The sequence below is a fragment of the Wolbachia endosymbiont (group B) of Chorthippus parallelus genome (assembly GCF_947251815.1).
In the GTDB taxonomy this organism is placed as follows: Bacteria; Pseudomonadota; Alphaproteobacteria; order Rickettsiales; family Anaplasmataceae; genus Wolbachia.
Window position 1 is genome coordinate 910,433 of record NZ_OX366390.1, and the last position, 17,614, is coordinate 928,046.

The 17,614-nt window shown below is 33.1% G+C and carries 11 protein-coding genes and 8 pseudogenes; 9 read left to right on the plus strand and 10 right to left on the minus strand.

Going from position 1 to position 17,614, the window contains the following annotated elements; translation table 11 throughout:
- Positions 1 to 103 precede the first annotated feature (103 nt).
- Positions 104 to 1,217: pseudogene (locus tag OPS21_RS04150) on the minus strand (IS4 family transposase); the annotation flags it as partial.
- Positions 1,218 to 1,374: 157 nt separating this feature from the next.
- Here OPS21_RS04150 and OPS21_RS04155 point away from each other — a divergent pair.
- Positions 1,375 to 1,727, plus strand: a pseudogene (locus tag OPS21_RS04155) (IS256 family transposase); the annotation flags it as partial.
- Here the strand turns inward: OPS21_RS04155 and OPS21_RS04160 are convergent.
- The 3 genes and pseudogenes from OPS21_RS04160 to OPS21_RS04170 form a co-directional block, all read right to left on the minus strand.
- Positions 1,711 to 2,205: pseudogene (locus OPS21_RS04160) on the minus strand (ankyrin repeat domain-containing protein); the annotation flags it as partial. The pseudogenes OPS21_RS04155 and OPS21_RS04160 sit on opposite strands and share 17 nt — an antisense overlap.
- Before the next feature lie 19 nt (positions 2,206 to 2,224).
- A complete protein-coding gene (locus OPS21_RS04165) occupies positions 2,225 to 2,704 on the minus strand; it encodes a hypothetical protein (RefSeq protein ID WP_264337193.1) in 480 nt (159 codons plus the stop codon).
- A gap of 183 nt (positions 2,705 to 2,887) precedes the next feature.
- Complete coding sequence (locus tag OPS21_RS04170; protein WP_264337195.1) at positions 2,888 to 4,432, minus strand: hypothetical protein; 1,545 nt, start codon at positions 4,430 to 4,432, stop codon at positions 2,888 to 2,890.
- 76 nt (positions 4,433 to 4,508) lie between these two features.
- On the opposite strand from OPS21_RS04170, the pseudogene OPS21_RS04175 reads away from it, so the two are divergent.
- The 5 genes and pseudogenes from OPS21_RS04175 (at position 4,509) to OPS21_RS04195 (ending at position 8,063) form a co-directional block, all read left to right on the plus strand.
- Positions 4,509 to 5,608, plus strand: a pseudogene (locus OPS21_RS04175) (IS3 family transposase).
- A gap of 153 nt (positions 5,609 to 5,761) precedes the next feature.
- Positions 5,762 to 6,073 (plus strand): TomO hydrophobic C-terminal domain-containing protein, encoded by a 312-nt coding sequence (locus OPS21_RS04180; protein WP_264337197.1) that lies wholly within the window; start codon positions 5,762 to 5,764, stop codon positions 6,071 to 6,073.
- Between the two features lie 237 nt (positions 6,074 to 6,310).
- Positions 6,311 to 6,658 (plus strand): ferredoxin family 2Fe-2S iron-sulfur cluster binding protein, encoded by a 348-nt coding sequence (locus OPS21_RS04185; protein WP_006013713.1) that lies wholly within the window; start codon positions 6,311 to 6,313, stop codon positions 6,656 to 6,658.
- Positions 6,659 to 6,664: 6 nt separating this feature from the next.
- Positions 6,665 to 7,678, plus strand: a complete 1,014-nt coding sequence (locus OPS21_RS04190) for a hypothetical protein (protein ID WP_264337198.1) — start codon at positions 6,665 to 6,667, stop codon at positions 7,676 to 7,678.
- Entirely contained in the window at positions 7,662 to 8,063 is a 402-nt protein-coding gene (locus tag OPS21_RS04195; RefSeq protein ID WP_264337199.1) for a cytochrome c-type biogenesis protein, read from the plus strand. The genes OPS21_RS04190 and OPS21_RS04195 overlap by 17 nt, the downstream gene beginning before the upstream one ends.
- A gap of 59 nt (positions 8,064 to 8,122) precedes the next feature.
- Here the strand turns inward: OPS21_RS04195 and OPS21_RS07980 are convergent.
- The 4 genes and pseudogenes from OPS21_RS07980 to OPS21_RS08060 all read right to left on the minus strand — a co-directional run.
- Positions 8,123 to 8,635: pseudogene (locus tag OPS21_RS07980) on the minus strand (PD-(D/E)XK nuclease family protein); the annotation flags it as partial.
- A 525-nt stretch (positions 8,636 to 9,160) separates the two neighbouring features.
- Positions 9,161 to 9,313: pseudogene (locus OPS21_RS07985) on the minus strand (recombinase zinc ribbon domain-containing protein); the annotation flags it as partial.
- A gap of 153 nt (positions 9,314 to 9,466) precedes the next feature.
- Positions 9,467 to 9,631 carry a recombinase family protein gene (locus OPS21_RS04205; protein ID WP_158619483.1) on the minus strand — a complete coding sequence of 55 codons (165 nt, stop codon included), beginning with the start codon at positions 9,629 to 9,631 and terminating at the stop codon, positions 9,467 to 9,469.
- Between the two features lie 25 nt (positions 9,632 to 9,656).
- Positions 9,657 to 9,818 carry a recombinase family protein gene (locus OPS21_RS08060; RefSeq protein WP_406719255.1) on the minus strand — a complete coding sequence of 54 codons (162 nt, stop codon included), beginning with the start codon at positions 9,816 to 9,818 and terminating at the stop codon, positions 9,657 to 9,659.
- A 163-nt stretch (positions 9,819 to 9,981) separates the two neighbouring features.
- Between OPS21_RS08060 and OPS21_RS04210 the strand changes: the two are divergent.
- A pseudogene (locus OPS21_RS04210) lies at positions 9,982 to 10,963 on the plus strand (IS481 family transposase).
- A 192-nt stretch (positions 10,964 to 11,155) separates the two neighbouring features.
- Here the strand turns inward: OPS21_RS04210 and OPS21_RS04215 are convergent.
- Positions 11,156 to 12,688 (minus strand): hypothetical protein, encoded by a 1,533-nt coding sequence (locus OPS21_RS04215; RefSeq protein ID WP_264337201.1) that lies wholly within the window; start codon positions 12,686 to 12,688, stop codon positions 11,156 to 11,158.
- 1,180 nt (positions 12,689 to 13,868) lie between these two features.
- On the opposite strand from OPS21_RS04215, the gene OPS21_RS04220 reads away from it, so the two are divergent.
- Complete coding sequence (locus OPS21_RS04220) at positions 13,869 to 14,414, plus strand: reverse transcriptase N-terminal domain-containing protein (protein WP_265027559.1); 546 nt, start codon at positions 13,869 to 13,871, stop codon at positions 14,412 to 14,414.
- Between the two features lie 132 nt (positions 14,415 to 14,546).
- Positions 14,547 to 15,646: pseudogene (locus OPS21_RS04225) on the plus strand (IS3 family transposase).
- 89 nt (positions 15,647 to 15,735) lie between these two features.
- Here OPS21_RS04225 and OPS21_RS04230 read toward each other — a convergent pair.
- Positions 15,736 to 17,463 (minus strand): recombinase family protein, encoded by a 1,728-nt coding sequence (locus tag OPS21_RS04230; RefSeq protein WP_264337205.1) that lies wholly within the window; start codon positions 17,461 to 17,463, stop codon positions 15,736 to 15,738.
- Between the last annotated feature and the right edge of the window lie 151 nt (positions 17,464 to 17,614).

Below are 17,614 nucleotides of genomic sequence, written 5' to 3' on the forward strand. Positions count from 1 at the left end.
TTTATCTTACATTTTTGCTGTAATAACCTCTATGAATCACACAATTTAGGGAAGTTAAAGTAGATACTCTAGTTTTTCTGTACTTGTCTTTTAATGAAAATCATGACCAAGTTATTGTAATCTTTTTAAGAAAAATTTTCAAACTATTAACTCTATTCTTTAGTGCTAAAAATAACTCTCTAATCCGCCTTTTTAGCTCAATAAATGCCTTTGTTAAACTGAGTTCTGTATTCTTTTTTAATTTTGTACAACTCATGAAATATGAGAATTGCACATAATTTAGCATATAATTCACACAATACTCTGTGTGGCTTCCCTTTTAAGTCTTATGTAGCTCTTGTATAGTTTAAAAACAACTCAATTTGCCACCTTACTCTGTAATACTTGCTCAGCACTAATTTTATCCTCTGGAATATTAGTTTTGACCAGTTCAACAATTTCTGATTCCTTTTGGAAGATCATGTGATTTTGCCAATTTATTAGCTTTTCTTCTTCTGGCTAGAGACTGCTCTTCAGTTAATTTATGACATATCATTCTTACTCTAATCTTTGCTTCTTTTCCCAACAACACCTTCATTTCTAAAAATAGCTTGTCTCCTAAACATTCCAATAATTCCATTTTTTGATTTGTTTCTATAGCATATACATTGGTATCAACGACTTATAAAATAAGCTCCCGTTCCATTGATCTGTTTAAAAGAACTTGAACCAAGGTCAGATATTAGCAACTTCTCCCTATAACCTTCTTACTCCCTCCGTTATGTTAAGTTGATCCAATGTCTGATTTAGGTAATCAAAAACTAATTTTAACTTTATTCCACACTTAGTGTTACTCTCATAACCTTTGTCCATAACCTTTATATAGATTTTCCATGCTGTTAGGCAAAGCTACTATCCAATGCTTTTAAATTGCTGCAAGATTCTACAATCAATTTGCAGGGTATTTTAAATAAAGCCATTGTACATTCTTTTCATAAATTCTACTGCTTCTTTAGTAAACCTGAAATCTAAACCCTGTTTCGTTATTATCACAGATTCTTCATTTAATAATTGGCACATTGTATCTATGATTCAGTTTGTAACCCCTATATTACCCAAAATTATAGCTTTTATGAATCATCAATTACTCAATTTTCTCTTCCTTTTCTGTTTCAATTATTTGCCATTTCATTGAAAAATTTGTTGAGGTAATTTGATAAGCAAGTTATTTTATTCATCATTAGTTCTCTCACTAAAATATATCCGAGAGAATTTTATATCTTCTTATCCTATCTTCTTCATACCTTTATTTCCTTAACTTGACCCTTATGCTTCAAAAAACTGCGTCAAAGCGAGAAGTAAAAATAAAATAGAAACAAAAAATGGAGATTTGACATGAGTCAAGTAAATGGAACTACTGGATTGGTAGACTATAAAGAATTAGAAACAAATATTCTATCATCTATACGGGACCATTGATGGGGAGAGATGGTAACAAGGCTACTGGAAGCGAGTCTGGAAGGTACCATTTACCCACTGAAAGAGAAGAGAAGAAACGGAAAAAACTTTGAGGACAAATATTTGAACTTTTGACACCAAGAGATAGAGAGCGAACCACAGATAGTGAAAAAAAAGGTAAACAACTGAACTTGAGGCAAAAAATATCTGCAGCAGAGATATCTGGAATTACAGATAAATTACTACCTATAATCAATGAATGGTGTAGTCGTCCACTACAATCAATATATTGTTATTAACTGCATAGTGCATTGGTGTCTGATTTCGTGCATCAAAGACATCTATTTCAGCTTTTCCTTCTTCTACTAAAATTTTGACAACATTTCCATGTCCTATGCCTGCTGCTAGATGTAATGGAGTATGATGCAGAGCATTTCGTACATTAACATCAATACCTTTTCCTATCAAATATCTCACTGCATTAACTTCACCTATCATTGCAGCTAAATGAAGTAAGCTATCTTGTTCTGACCCGTACTTGTTATTAATTAGCGCTTGTAATATTTCTGCTTTTTTCCCTTCTTTGGCGTAATCAAGAACCATCATTATCTTCCACAAAAGGATTAATATTCTTCTTCGTGAGTAACAAATCCACCATGCTTAAACTCTATAGCGCAATGTAGTGGTGTCTTTCCATTTAATCCTCTGACATTAACATCTAATCCAGGTTAGGCATTTTATTAACTCTAAACTTAAGTTATCAGCCATTTTATATTCAAAATCTTTTTTATATTTGAAATTTAGTATTAGATAATTCTTGTAATGAGTTTGTAATCTCTTCGGTTAGCGCCATATGAATCTTTTCAGTGTCACTAAGTGATGCAAGCAGTGCTGAAACTCTATTTGGAATATTAAGCAAATTATTACGGACAACTCTTGCTACATTAAACGCATCGCGCTTTACTTCTTCTACTGCTACAAGTTCACCAATCTCAGCTTTTGCCTTTGCCTCAAGCAGTTTACCTCGTTCCATTTCATTTTTTATTCGCGTTTTAAGCAACATCGTGGAAAGTTTTTCTCCGCTTTCTGAATAGTTTTTTCTTCTCAGTGGTTGACTTGGATCTCTGATTGTTTCTATAGCCCTGTTTGCTTGTTCTCGGTCAATGAGTCCATCCTCCAACTCAACTATTCCTTTTTTTACTAAATAACAGACATATTGCTTTGATACTCCTATCTCTCTTGCCCATTCTGTTTGTGTGATTTTCACTTTTTTTTCTCCTCTCTCTTGTTTCTACGAATTTTCTTCTTGAATCTCTGAAAAGGTTTTGCCAGTATCAGCAATTCCCTACCTGTTTATACTTGCCGGCGTCTTAGAGATATTTTACTAATATAGAGCGAAGTACTCCGGTTTATAGCTGCTTTCTTTTTACATAGTGAAATTTGGCTATTTTCAACTAATACTATAAATTGCATCTTTGTAGTTATGAGATTCAACCACTACTTGCTCTAGCGTTAAACTGCTGCATTTGGCATCTTTACTATGGTTTTCTTCAAGCACTTTTGTCCTTGCTTCCTTTATTTCCTCAATGAACTTTCCATTAACTTTTTCTGGTTCAATTCTTTCCTCACAATATACAAGATTTGTGCAATTTGTTTTTCTGTAGTAATGCACTCCAAGGCATATCATTGATAGTGCAAGTATACTCGAGCCTACAAGTACTGATAACCCTACGTTATTAATTAAAGCGTTCTGGTAAAACTTCTGTACACTACTAATACCACCTTCCACATACAGTAATAAAGGCCATACTATATTTGCAGCAACCAAACTGCTTAATAATGCTGTAAATAATGGCCTATCTTTGATTACTGATTCTACTTTATTTCTTCTACTAATGACTTTGTCGTCAATATTAATGAAGTTGTCCTTACCCTTCCAAGCGTTAAGTGTAAAATGCGAATGAGTACCATTGCTGTATTCCAGTCTGACTGATTTTATTACTTTATCTTTTGGTTGATACTCTCGCACCTGATTCAAAGTTTCATTCGCATTCTTTCTCCCTACTTGACACTCTTCAGTATCTCTAAATTGCTTTATTCCACAAAATATCAGACTAATTGCAACCAATAATGCAACAGCTAGAATTGGTATAGTCACATAGATGGTACTGTTTGCAAAAAATGCAATAAATTGTGCTTTATCCTGTAAATATACCAAAGCTGCAGAAACGCTAAGTGCAACAGCAGCTATACCGAAAATTACAAATTCCTTCTGCTGCATTGCATATTTTACTCTTGGCAAAATTCTATTTGTTTTCTTTTCTTTTTTAATTAATGGAGTTTCTGAATTCACTCCTCCACTATTTGTTTGATCACTTTCATGTAGCAAAATATTTGAAGATATATCACTAAGTGTGTCAATAGATGACCTTTCTGATGCTCCCTTTCTATCAGATATTGAGTTATCTTTCAGTTTCTGTAGATCTGATCTTTGTACTCCAAAGCTATTACCACTTATTCCACTATCACTCCCTTCTAAAACCTTTTTTGGAGATTTTGTATCTTGGTTTATTTTTGAATAAATAGGCTCGCCATTAGCTAGTTCTTTGTTTATTTCTGAATAAATAGGATCAGCATTAACTAGTTCCTCTATATTTTCCTCGTTATATGATTTTACTTCTAATGATGATTTTGATGGTGCAATAGACTGTATAATATTTGACACATGATTTTCTGCTGTTCTAGGTGAAGGTGGAGCTACATTTCTAATATTGTCCTTCTCCAACATTCCATTCCTAGGTAACGGCTTTGGTTTATCTCCTAATTCTTTATCCTCTTCCTCTTTTTGCATTTCTTTTGTATTGTCTATTTTGGGGTTGGAAGATGTGTTGGATGCTGCCTCAAACTGATCAAGAGAATACGGACGGTTATATTCTATTCCATTTGCCTCACAAACTGCATTAAATTCGTCCTCTATGTCTTTACCATCATCCAATACTAAATATAATGCACCCCATAAACTAGACCAAAAAAAATGGTTGATCCGAGTAGGAAGGTAAAGGGGTAAAAGTATGGCAACAAAAAAATATGAACCAGAGTTAAAAGCAAAGATAGCTTTGGAAGCAATAAAAAATCAAAAAAGCACATCTGAGATATGTAGTGAATATAAAATACCATCAACAAATCTATATGATTGGCGTGATAGAGTATTGGCAAGGTTAAAAGACCTATTTGTTGAAGAAAGTGAAAGTGCGAGAAAACAAAGAATCTTAGCGCAAGAAATAGAAAGTTTACATAAAGTAATAGGAGAATTGACAGTGGAAAATAGTTATTTGAAAAAAAAATTACTGAAATAAGCAAAAAAGATAGAGTAAGGTTTATAGAAAAAGATTCTGATCTATCAATTAGGAAACAGGCTGATTTACTGGGGATTTGCAGATCTAGCCTATATTATAGGCATATAATTAATAACGAAAGTGAAATTTGATTCAAGAAGTATATTTGGCTTCTGATTGCCGTTATGGATATCGTAAAATTACTGCTGAAATCATAGCGAGTGGAGTAGTAGTCAATCACAAAAAAATCTTAAGAATTATGAAAAAAATGAAGATTAGTGGGCTGTATTGTAGAAAAAGATGTAATACAAGTATTAAAGAAAAAAAGCATAAAATATATCCTTATTTACTCAAAGATTTGATTATTTGTAGAGTTAATCAGGTATGGGCTACTATATATTATGGTAGAAGGTAAGTTTGTCTATTTTGTGGCAATAATGGACTTGTATAGTCGCTATATTATTGCTCATTCATTATCACCATATCTCGATGCTGGATTTTGCCTTTATACTCTCAAAGAAGCTCTAAAACAAGGTAAACCTGAGATTTTTAATAGTGATCAAGGAGTGCAGTTTACTAGCTACAACTTTATTATGGAATTAGAGCGTGCTAATATTAAAATTAGTATGGATCATAAAGGACGTTGCTTCGACAATATATTTGTTGAGCGTTTATGGAGAACTTTAAAGCAAGAAGCTATATATTATTATAGACCAAATAGTATCAGAGATTTGAATCTTATAATAAACGATTTTGTTGGTTGGTATAACTATAAAAGGCGACATCAGACTCTACATTATAAAGTTCCTGCTGATCTTTATTATCATAAACAGTAAATGAATATATTGATAAATACTTTAAATGTGTGTCGACGTATTTATCAACATATTCATTTTAAAAATCGGATCACTTTGAAAAAAATGGTCTAGACAAATGGGTGCATTATAGGGTTTTATGGTCAAGCGTCAAGGTTAAGTTATGCTTGGAAGTTGCTTAACAAATGTGAAAATATAAGAGAGTTAAAATATAAAGATGGTACTCCTGCATTAGATAAACTAAATGAGCTTCGTATTAAGTGTCGTAATACTTCTATCATAGTTGCTTCTATGTTAGCAGTAGTAGGAGTTGCTTTAGGAGTAGCTATTGCAGTCTACTCAGGAATGTTAGCGGTAGGGATAGGAATTGGAGTTTGTTGTCTTGTTGTTGCTGCAATCACATATCATTATAGTAGTCCCGCAAATTTACTTAAAGATAGCAATGCTGAAGTTGCAATTAATCAAATGGCATTAGTAAAATTATAACTTAAGATCAGAAGAAATGGCAGATCAAGTTTAATAATGTTAATTCAGTAATATATTTAGTAAAATCTAAAACTAAGAAAATTCTATACTTGCAACTCTGTGAGATGCTGGTGGTATCTATCTTACTTTCTTGATAGGAATATAGATGACAAGAGATAGGCGATAGAATTGCAAAGAGTTTGCAAATATTAGTTATTATTTGTAGAATATAGAGAAATTAGTAGAGATTTTAATAGTATGCCATCCGTTACTTTTATTTTACCTGATGGAAGTAAGAAAAGTTATGAAGCTGCAGAGGGAGAAACTCTTCTTAATTTAGCCCATAGAAGTGATCCAGATCTGCTTGAAGGTGCATGTGAAGGTTCTCTTGCTTGTTCTACATGCCATGTGATTGTTGATCCAAAATTTTATGATGTTGTAGAAACACATAATCCTATATCTGATGAGGAAAATGACATGCTGGATCTAGCTTTCGGTTTAACAGAGACATCGAGGCTTGGATGCCAAATAAAAATCACAAAAGATATTGACGGTTTGTGCGTAACCGTGCCCAGAGGTACAAGAAATATATCATTAGATAAATAAAGGATAATGCGTAAAATTTTTATCTATATTCTCATCTTCTTACCTTTGTTTATTCCTCTAGCGTATGGTGGTTTTTGGTATTTTTCTGCATTTAAGGTAAAAAGTCTTTTAACTGATTACATTAATGACGAAAAAGTTGATATTTCACATGATTTTAGCGGATTTCCTTTTAACCTAGTTTTTCGTGTAACGAATCCAAAATTTTCTAATGAGCAATTAACTGTTTCATCTGAAGCTTTAGTGATAAAAAACAGATTATTTGATAAGTCAGTATATATCTATATACCAAGCAATGAAGTCAACATTGCTGTCCGTAGTGATGAGAAAAAGAATATAAAGTGTCACACACACGTGAGTAGCCACTCTGTTGTTAAACTAAATGATTTACTATCTTCATTAAAATTCAACAGAAATAGCACTGTAATAGACTATATAGATACATTTCGTTACGAAGATTATGGATTAAAATGTGATATTTTAGAAAATCAGCAAAGTGTTATAACTGAAGTGAATGATAAAAGTAATTACATTCAATTTCACTTTGATAAAGAACTGAATGAAAATACTAAACTAGAATTTGATTTTTATACTTACCGTTATAAAAATACTGCAAGTCCTGAAAATTACCTTAGTGTCGACGCTAAATTAGATTATGAATTTGTAAACCATATTTCAGCTTCTAAGATTAATTTCAACATAGAAAAATTTTTGATTGAGAGTAATAACTTTTCTATTGCTGCGAATGGTGGAGTAAGTAATTACAATTTAGTTACATCTTCATTTGAAGATAAAATTAATGTAGCCATATCAAATTATAAAGAATTAATTTCGTTTGTGACTAATGATTCAAAGACTGCAGATAAATTGGAAAAATCAATATCTTCCTTATCAGAAAAAATCACTAATAACGACATTCAATTTTCAATAAAGTACGACAATAATGTAGGTTCAGGCTTTATTGGAAAATTATCCACTACTGATTTTATCACTCAATTCACCAAAAATGAGAATAGTAATTAGCTTACTTTTTACATTGATATTTCATTTAAGCATAAATGCTTTTACTTTGGATGATAAACTAAGAGATGAAAGCATGGAAGAGCGAGCAAGTAACTTATTTACAGTAATAAAGTGTCCTGTATGCTCTGGTGAATTATTATCCGAATCTGAGTCTCAAGTTGCATATGGTATGCGCAAGGAAATTCGCAAGAAGATCAGTGATGGATATACTAACGAGCAAATAATTTCAGAGTTAAAAAATTCTTATGGAGATTCAATTATCATTGTACCACCTGTAAAATCTAGTACCTACATTTTATGGTTTATTCCTCTTATAATTTTTCTTATTGGATGTTTTCTAATACGAAAATCAGTTCAGAAAATAGATAAGGTAGTAAAAAGATAACTATAGAGTAAAAGTGAGTTTATAACAAATGCAAGTAGCTACTATACGAACATTTGAGTTTAGATCAAAGATTGTAAGGTTAAATCTTCCATCCAAATAACCACGCACTCTACTTGCTTATCTGGGTAGACTTCTTGCACTAAGGTTTTATAGATCAACATTTGCTTTTTTATTTCATTTGATGAGGAAATAGAAACGTTATGGTGTGATTTATAGTCAATTATGATTGCTTTGTCTTCTGTTATGCACAGTCTGTCTAGCCGCACTAATACTGGTTTTCCGTCAATTGTTCCACTAAGTGGAATTTCTGATTTGCCCTCCAAGTCGAACAGGTAATCATATTTTTCATTAAAGGTTAATATTTTGCTGTAAATTTCATCCTTATCTTCACTAGTGTTTATGCTATCAAGATATTTCCTAACCCAATTTTTTCTCCTGTCTTTCTCTATTTTGGGCATATATTGCAATATACTGTGAATTATTAAGCCTCTTGCATAGCTGTCTGTTGTCCCAATGCTCCTTTTTGTCATTCTAGCACTCTCATCTGTCATTCCAGTACTTGACACTGGACTCCCGATACAATGTTGAACACTTTTTTTTTGCCTTTCGAGAGCGAGTTCTTTCAGCCGAAACACTACATGCACGTTATCATCATCAACTTCAATGCGTTGAACTAATTTTCTTATTATATCAAGTTTAGTTTCCCAATCCGCCTGATTAAGTTCCAACTCAACCTCAGAGGAAAAACTTTCTACACTACTTGTGATAAAATCTAATTCCCTCTGTAGCCTCTTTTCATCGACCATTTCTTCCCTTTGATCTCTAATTCCTTTTAACTCCTTTGCCATGCTCTCAACTTCTAAGTCATATTTTTCCTTCGTTATATGACCTCTTGCATATACATAAGCTAATCTTTCTATACCTTGTTCTATTTTATTTGCACGCTTTTCAAGTTCATCCTTTGCCTCTGTACTTTCATGTTTCACGAGTCTGAGCTGATATTCCTTAGTCATTGCTTCTGGTTCTTTGAGTACCATCTTTACTTCTTCCCATACTGCTTCTTCTAGTATATCAACTTGTATTGATTTGCTGTTACACACTCTATTCCCACCAAAACGATTTGCATCCGTTCCAGGGCATCGATAGTAACTTCTTCCTCCTTTAACATTACTCATTCCATAATAAATGTATTTACAACACTGACACACCATTAGCCCTTGTAATAGGTACCTTCTCCCACTTCGTTGCATTCTTGCTCTTTTTCTATTTTCAGATAGTTGCTCTTGTACTATATCAAATTTCAACTATATTTGGTATTTCTATATGAATCCAATTCTTTTTCTCAGTTTGATAAATGGAATAACTTTTTTTCCTCACTTTCCATATTGCTCTCACTTCTTTTTTTATTGATTCGTTTTACCAAATGCTGCTTGTCCTTTGTATGCTGGATTCCTCAACATTCTACACACTGTACCTGAATGCCAATTTCTTCTGCCCTTTGGAGCAGTAATATGCCTTCTTGTAGTTTCTTTTAAGCTCTGACCTATCCACTCAAACAGTTTACGCACTACTTTTGCTTCCTCTTCTTCAACTTCAAACTTTGCTTCTTCTCTGACTACATGCTTTATATAGCGGTATCCATAAGCCCATTACACTTATACACCCTTTCCTTGCTGCATGGAGTTTTCCCCTTCGACTTCTTTCCATTATCTTTGCACATTCGTATTCTGAGATTAATCCTTGTACTCCTAGCAATAATTTTGACTCTGGATTATTTTCAGTCTTATAATTTAGTTGTGTGATTCATAGAGGTTATTACAGCAAAAATGTAAGATAAAATAAAAACTTTGACTTGTGATAGTTTAAATACCTTATTACAATAATATGAATAAATTCATCAACAAGAGGCAATCAGTAAATGGATACCAAAGTTAAGTTGCGTCTGAATTGGATAGAATTATACAAAAAATTAGGTCATGCAGGCAAAGTATGTCAACACTATAACATTTCACGCTTTACCTTACGAAAATGGTACAAACGCTATGAAAAGCTAGGTGAACAGGGATTGTCAAACCTTAGTAGCAGGCCTAAAACTTTACCCTTACAAAAAATCAACAAGTCAAATGAACAGCTCATTCTTCATCTGAGAAAAGCTAGAAAACTAGGAGCAAGACGTATTCAAGCTGAATTAAAGCGTTTACATGATATCTCTTTTGCATTGGCTACTATACACAAAGTTTTGAAGAAACACGATGTAAGTCTTTTACGTATTAAGCGCCACTATCGCAAGCAGATTAAGCGTTATAACTGCAAAGTGCCAGGAGAGCGTGTACAAAATGGATGTTTGCAAAATATCTTCGGGGCTTTATCAATATACTGCTATAGATGATTGTACGCGTTATAAAGTTATCGCATTATACTCAAGGCGTACTTCAAAAAATACTCTGGATTTCCTAAAACAATTAAGGGAAAGGGCTCCATTTCATTGTCAAAGGATTCAGACCGATAGAGGACAAGAATTTTTTGCTTACGAAGTGCAAGAGTGTCTAAAAGAATGGAAAATAAAATTCCGTCCAATTAAGCCGTTTTCCCCACATTTAAATGGTAAAGTAGAAAGAGCGCAGCGTACAGATTTAGATGAATTTTATAGTAGCGTTAACATTAAGGATTATGAATTGCAAGTCAAGCTTAGGGATTGGGAAGAATATTATAATAAACAACGTCCTCATAGCTCTCTTCAGGGAAAGACTCCTTGGGAAAAATATAAAGAACTGGAAAAAACAATTCCTTGTCTAAGTGAAATACAAAAAAATTATATCTCATCAAAAGAAACATTTGTCATGCAAAATTACAAACATAACCAAGAGTTAAAGTCACTTCAAAAATATAAAACCTCTTAACAGGTATTTCAAGTTCAGACTTGATCTGACAAATTAGTTGCAATAACCTCTATGAATCACACACAATAATCCCAGCTTTAATGATCTTCTTTTCTATGGTTTATAGATGCAACAGAACTGTATTTTCTCCTAGCTTTCTAAACTAAAAATAACAACGCAGTCTAAAGTTGTATTATATAGGTGTTTTAAGTATTATATACTTTTCTCAAATATTTGTTTCTTCATGCTATTTTCTCTTGAGAGCTGTATTTTATTCACCCAATAATTACCGCTATTTTGAGAATCTTCCTTCACAATTTTTTCAGCATTTTCAGAAAATTGACATAGCTTCTTATGCTTTTCAAAATACCCCTGCTTAATAGCGTCATAAACTGAGTATCCACCAAGTAAACAATCTTCTCCTATTTCTTTCTTATTCTTTAATTGATCAAAGTTCTTTCTGTCCTTGTCACTTATCTCCACTCTTATATTGTTGCTATTTTTCTCACTAGGACTTAATTGAATATTGACTTCTCCTACTTCAGTGGTAAAAGTCATCTTGATACTGCTTTCTAAGATGTCTGTATAGTTCCTTTTTCCCTCTACACTCTTGACTGTTACTATACTTTTTCCAATCTGTAACACATAAAATTTTAATTCTGGATTACTTGTAATTTTTGCAGAGTTAACAACACTATCGTGTGAATACTCTATAAAAAAATATTTATTATCTCTGCATATTCTTAATACAGATTTGATCTGATTGCTTTTGTTTACAACACTTCCATATGCTAAAATTTTTAGCTCATCTTTAACTTTTTGGCATTGTATATAAATATGATCATCAAATTGGAAACCTTCATTATTCATAAATGCTTCAGTTGCATACTGCATTTCATCATGATAAAAGAGATCTCGTCTTACCTTTCCACCTTTTAATAATAAACTCTCAGCAATTTTTTGTATTGTATCTAAACTGCCAATTGATAATCCATCTGCATCGCTATAGCTATACCCACCCTTAGATGTTGTGGTACTGGATCTTACACGCACAATATTATCAAGAATATCTGTTATTTCTTCAAATATAAGATTTGTCACAGTCTCGCCACAGTTACTATAACATAAGTTTAGCCTTATCCCTTTTTCTAAGTATTTATCTGTTATACATTGAATACGGTTTAAAGCACTCTCTGTTTGACTATATTTCTCTTTAACGTTTTTTACTTTCTCATAAAACTCATCCATCAGCTTTCTATCATCATTACTTTCAATTAACAACATGTCTAAATTTGCTAAAATTGAATTATGCACAGTTCTCTCATCGCCATCTGCTGAAATTTGATCATGTACAGTTTCATCATCATCATCTTCTTCATAGTCAAAAAAATCATCATCTTCGATAAGAGAGTCATTATCCGAAGATGTTAGATCCATTAAACCCCAATCACCTACATCATCATTTCCATCTGGAAGATATTCAGAAAAACCACCCTTTTTGACAAGGGAATTATCATCTGAAGATGTCAGATCCATTAAACCCCAATCACCTACATCATCATTTCCATCTGGAAGATATTCAGAAAAACCACCCTTTTTGACAAGGGAATTATCATCTGAAGATGTCAGATCCATTAAACCCCAATCACCTACATCATCATTTCCATCTGGAATATATGAAGAACTCCATGAATCTTCATTATTTCGCTCTTGAGAAAAAGAGCCCTGAAATTTACCTGTAAACATTACATTCTTTATTAAAACATTTTCACAACAGTGTAACTCTCTAGATGATGGACTTATTTTTGTATCAGAAACTTATTTAGGATTAAAGATACCTTTGACTTTCCACCATTACAAAAAGACATTATATGTTATGTAAAATAAAAAACCTAATGCAAGTATAATTTTACTCATTTTAGTGTTTTTTTATATTTTCTCTTCTTGAAAAGATACTGACCTTCCAGAAAAAGTGGAGAAAAAGTTGGGACGTTTTTAGTAAAAAATGTTTTTATAAAGGGGTGTAATATGACAAATGGAAGAGAGTATACAGCAGAATTCAAAGAAGAAGCTGTAAAACTTTTCAGAGAAACATTTTAAAACATGCATCTCATTTAGCATCAAGTAAAATTTACTTATTTACTTTTCCTAAAATCGCAAAAAGGTACGTATCCTTGCGAGAACGGCTTAAATAAAAGCAGCGTTGTGCAAATAAAAGTGTAAAATTTGTAACAAAGCTAAGCCGATCAGTTCATATCTAAATTTGACTAAAGTAGTCTATTATGGCTAGTTATAAGGTATAACAAAGTGATTATAAATAAAAGTTCATATGGATCACGTGGTAGGCCAATGCATTCCAAAACGAAAAGTTCTCGTGCGATCCGAAAGTCGTGAAATCGTGATGGTTCAATCCCATCCGCCATAACATCTGGCTGAAATCGTTATCCACATTTTGTGAAATTGGCAACTTCACATGGTGCAAGCATGGATAAAAAGGGAGTAATACTAAACCTTATGGTAAATCCTTCCAAGAAGAGTTAGATATGGTTACGAAAGAAACCCATGTCTGAATTGTCATAACCCATAATATGCGAAATAAGGTTGAAACGCATAAACCAAAAGGTATGGAGAAATATAGGATGATCAAAATTTTTATGTTTGATCAAGATGTTTCCTGTCTCCTGGCAAAAAGTAGGAACCTAAGTCTAATGTGAAACGATTTCATGGAACGGAGTAACCACATGGAAGCTCTTATTATCCCTTGTTTAAAAAGGATAACTAAGAAGGTGGCCCACTAAATGCTTCTACGTGGAGGGATTGTTTAAGAAGCTAATGCCTAAAGTAATATTTGGGATATGCAGACGTAAACACTGTAGTTTGGAAGGTAAAGTTGTGAATAGTAGTAAGTATGTTATGAACCAACAAAATGTTAGGTATGAATGGAATTTGGTGCAAGCTAGAGAAATCTTCATTTAAGCTACAAAAACGAATTTACCGAGCTTCACAATGTAATGATATCAAAAAGATGCATAATCTTCAGAGGTTATTACTAAAGTCAACAAGTGTAAGAATGCTCGCAGTTAGGAGGATAACTCAGGACAACAGAGGGAAAAAGACAGCAGGTATTGATGGAAAGTCCAATCTTAATAAAAAAGAAAGATTGCTGTTAGCAAACTCTTTGGATATAAGAGAAAAGGCAAAGCCATCAAGACGGGTGTGGATTCCAAAATCTGGTAGGTCATCGGAGCATCGCCCGTTGGGTATTCCTACTATATCTTGTAGAGCAAGACAAACACTTGTAAAAATGGCACTAGAACCAGAGTGGGAAGCAAAACTTGAGCCAAACACATATGGTTTTAGACCTGGAAGATCGTGTCATGATGCAATAGCAGCTATATTTATCGCACTTGGTCAGAAAACAGCATTTATACTGGATGCTGATATTTCCGGATGTTTTGATTATGCATATTGATACTCCTATAAAAAATTTGGATTGTTGAGTTTACCATGTTTAAAATCCATAAGGATTCTAACTATAATGCACCCCATAAACTAGACCAAAAAAAAATGGTTGATCCGAGTAGGAAGGTAAAGGGGTAAAAGTATGGCAACAAAAAAATATGAACCAGAGTTAAAAGCAAAGATAGCTTTGGAAGCAATAAAAAATCAAAAAAGCACATCTGAGATATGTAGTGAATATAAAATACCATCAACAAATCTATATGATTGGCGTGATAGAGTATTGGCAAGGTTAAAAGACCTATTTGTTGAAGAAAGTGAAAGTGCGAGAAAACAAAGAATCTTAGCGCAAGAAATAGAAAGTTTACATAAAGTAATAGGAGAATTGACAGTGGAAAATAGTTATTTGAAAAAAAAATTACTGAAATAAGCAAAAAAGATAGAGTAAGGTTTATAGAAAAAGATTCTGATCTATCAATTAGGAAACAGGCTGATTTACTGGGGATTTGCAGATCTAGCCTATATTATAGGCATATAATTAATAACGAAAGTGAAATTTGATTCAAGAAGTATATTTGGCTTCTGATTGCCGTTATGGATATCGTAAAATTACTGCTGAAATCATAGCGAGTGGAGTAGTAGTCAATCACAAAAAAATCTTAAGAATTATGAAAAAAATGAAGATTAGTGGGCTGTATTGTAGAAAAAGATGTAATACAAGTATTAAAGAAAAAAAGCATAAAATATATCCTTATTTACTCAAAGATTTGATTATTTGTAGAGTTAATCAGGTATGGGCTACTATATATTATGGTAGAAGGTAAGTTTGTCTATTTTGTGGCAATAATGGACTTGTATAGTCGCTATATTATTGCTCATTCATTATCACCATATCTCGATGCTGGATTTTGCCTTTATACTCTCAAAGAAGCTCTAAAACAAGGTAAACCTGAGATTTTTAATAGTGATCAAGGAGTGCAGTTTACTAGCTACAACTTTATTATGGAATTAGAGCGTGCTAATATTAAAATTAGTATGGATCATAAAGGACGTTGCTTCGACAATATATTTGTTGAGCGTTTATGGAGAACTTTAAAGCAAGAAGCTATATATTATTATAGACCAAATAGTATCAGAGATTTGAATCTTATAATAAACGATTTTGTTGGTTGGTATAACTATAAAAGGCGACATCAGACTCTACATTATAAAGTTCCTGCTGATCTTTATTATCATAAACAGTAAATGAATATATTGATAAATACTTTAAATGTGTGTCGACGTATTTATCAACATATTCATTTTAAAAATCGGATCACTTTGAAAAAAATGGTCTAGACAAATGGGTGCATTATAGTTTTACCTTCTTTACTCAACTTTATTATAGACTGTTCCATTTCTTTTGCTTTAGTCAACTCGCGAAAAGAGTTTACTGGAATGGGAACATGAGAAGTAGTAGTTTCGCCACCATGCCATATAATGCGTACCTGAAGACAATCGCGTCTGATTCTGTGTGCTACCACTTTATCAATGAGACAACGAAGAAAGGACTTTTGTTGTTGACGTGATAGAATTGATTTATACCAAATTTCAGGTAATCTTTTGCCTACATCTAAAAATACTGTTTTCAGTTCTTCAGGTAATTGAGGTGTTGGATCACTTGGACGCTGACGTTCGAACATAATTTCTGCTTGTTGGAGTTCTTTCAATGCTTTCTCCCAGCGTCTTTCAAGTTCTGCAGCTACAAGACGATTGTCAGGGTCTACTTGATTAAATTGTCTTTCTGCCAATCTAACTTGGTACTTTAGGCGCTCTAATTGTTGTAAATGTGCTTTATTAATTGCTTGCTCAGATTGCAATTGTGAGTTAATCGCCTGAGTATAAGCATCAAGCTCAATTTGACCAAGTGCAGCAAAAAATTTGGGAACTACTTCATTATCAATAATATCAGCTGGTAAAAGCTGACATACAGGTACACGATACTGCTGACGTAGATAGTTGCATAAATAACGATTTCCTCCTTTATACTGTACCAACATTTTATGTCCACATTCTCCACAATAAATTATTCCATGTAATAATGCTGCACCTGGTCTTGCTATACCACGTGTTTTATTGCGATCGTATTCTGCATAATTATCTTTTAGCATCATCTCAATCTTTGTAAAAGTTTCCCAATCTATGTAAGCTGAGTATTTACCTTTGATCAGAACTTTCCATTCCTCCATTGGTAATTTTTTTGTTGTTTTGTCAGCAGAAGATGGCTTATGGTATGTAGTACGGGAACGCCCATAAACAAATGCTCCAGCATAGGCTGGGTTTTTTAGTATTGAGGTAATTGCTGCAACAGTTGGCTTTTTCCACTGTAGTTCTTTGAAATTATTATATCTAGGAAGAGTTAGTTGATGATCATTAAAATGTCTTAAAACCTTTGATGCTGTTCGTTTTTCTAGAAAAGTTTCAAAAATAAGATTGATACGAGACTGAACTTCAAGGTTAGGATCCTTGTTCACAGAACCATCAATGTTACGAACAAGACCAACTGGGAGAGATAAGGCTAAATCACCTCTGGTTGCTTTATTTAATAGTCCAGCATTTAGTCTAGCTCTTATAGTAGATAACTCCATTTCAGCAAGTTGCCCTTTCAGACCAAGTAACAGCCGACCATTAATAGTACCAGGATCATAAACACCATCCCGGTCAGCTATTAAACACTGTTTATAGCCACATATATCCAGTAAAGGATACCAGTCAGAACAATTACGTGATAAGCGAGTCACATCGTAGGAGAGAATAATTCCTACCTTTGATAAAGTGACTTTAGTGACAATCTCTTTAAACCCTTCACGCTTTTCAGCACTAGCACCAGTTAAACCAAGATCACTATCAATGATTACAACATTATCAGCTTTCCATCCAAGGTCAATTGCTCTTTGTTTTAGTGCATACTGTAACTCCAAACTTTCTTGGTTGCTCAATGCTTGATGAGGTGTTGATTGTCTGATATAAATTATTGCTTCGCGTGCTAAATGCTGTGCTGTAATTAGCTCTGATGTACTCATAGATAACCTCTTTGGACACTAATAATATATTTTCTAAAACTTCTGACTTGAAACGTTGCGACATTTTCTGCCACACTTGACATGGTTTACATGGCATAATTTATACTCCTTTGCTAGAGAAACAAATTCGTATAATGAAGACCACGTTAAC

Excerpts from the sequence above, each read along its gene's own strand:
- OPS21_RS04185 (WP_006013713.1), top strand. The coding sequence starts at position 6,311 with ATGCCATCCGTTACTTTTATTTTACCTGATGGAAGTAAGAAAAGTTAT.
- OPS21_RS04190 (WP_264337198.1), top strand. The coding sequence starts at position 6,665 with ATGCGTAAAATTTTTATCTATATTCTCATCTTCTTACCTTTGTTTATT.
- OPS21_RS04195 (WP_264337199.1), top strand. The coding sequence starts at position 7,662 with ATGAGAATAGTAATTAGCTTACTTTTTACATTGATATTTCATTTAAGC.
- OPS21_RS04215 (WP_264337201.1), bottom strand. The coding sequence starts at position 12,688 with ATGTTTACAGGTAAATTTCAGGGCTCTTTTTCTCAAGAGCGAAATAAT.
- OPS21_RS04220 (WP_265027559.1), top strand. The coding sequence starts at position 13,869 with ATGTTAGGTATGAATGGAATTTGGTGCAAGCTAGAGAAATCTTCATTT.
- OPS21_RS04230 (WP_264337205.1), bottom strand. The coding sequence starts at position 17,463 with ATGAGTACATCAGAGCTAATTACAGCACAGCATTTAGCACGCGAAGCA.